Source organism: Mesorhizobium sp. WSM4833 (assembly GCF_055811095.1).
Window position 1 is genome coordinate 1 of the sequence record NZ_JBVVQG010000050.1, and the last position, 486, is coordinate 486.

The window sequence follows — 486 nt, forward strand, 5'->3', positions numbered from 1 at the left end:
TACCTGGAAGACCCAGTAGTGTGCGCCCTCCTCCGCGATGTATTTGCCATCGTTTAGACGCTGGGTCGTCACAAGCACGCCCGCATCCTCCAGACGACGCACCTCACCTTCAAAGGACGAAGCCTCCGCATAGCTCTTGCGGGTGCTTACGATGATGAATCCGTTGGGACGCGTGACGCGAGCCAGTTCGCGCAGTGCGTCCGGTCGGATGTGACCGACCGTGAAGACGCCGCAGCAAACCGTGATATCGTAGGTCGCACTGGAGCAGTCGGAGAGCGGCCCGTTAAGGTTGATCTTGGCTTGGATGTGCCGGTAGGCGCGGGTTCTCCGGGCCTTTTCCGCCATATCCTCGGAGAGGTCGATCCCGTCAATCAATTGGAAGCCGAGGCGTTTCAGTTCCACGCCAACCAGACCTGTTCCGCACCCAGCGTCCAGGATTGCGATGGCTGCTCGCTTATTGGCCAAATACGCTGTCTGCACGGTGCC

1 protein-coding gene is annotated in these 486 nt (G+C 59.9%); it reads right to left on the reverse strand.

The genetic code is table 11. The features are described 5' to 3' along the window. Positions 1-402: class I SAM-dependent methyltransferase (locus tag AC0L2D_RS31820; protein ID WP_473544119.1), on the reverse strand; the 402-nt coding region annotated here is incomplete at its 3' end. Positions 403-486 lie beyond the last annotated feature (84 nt).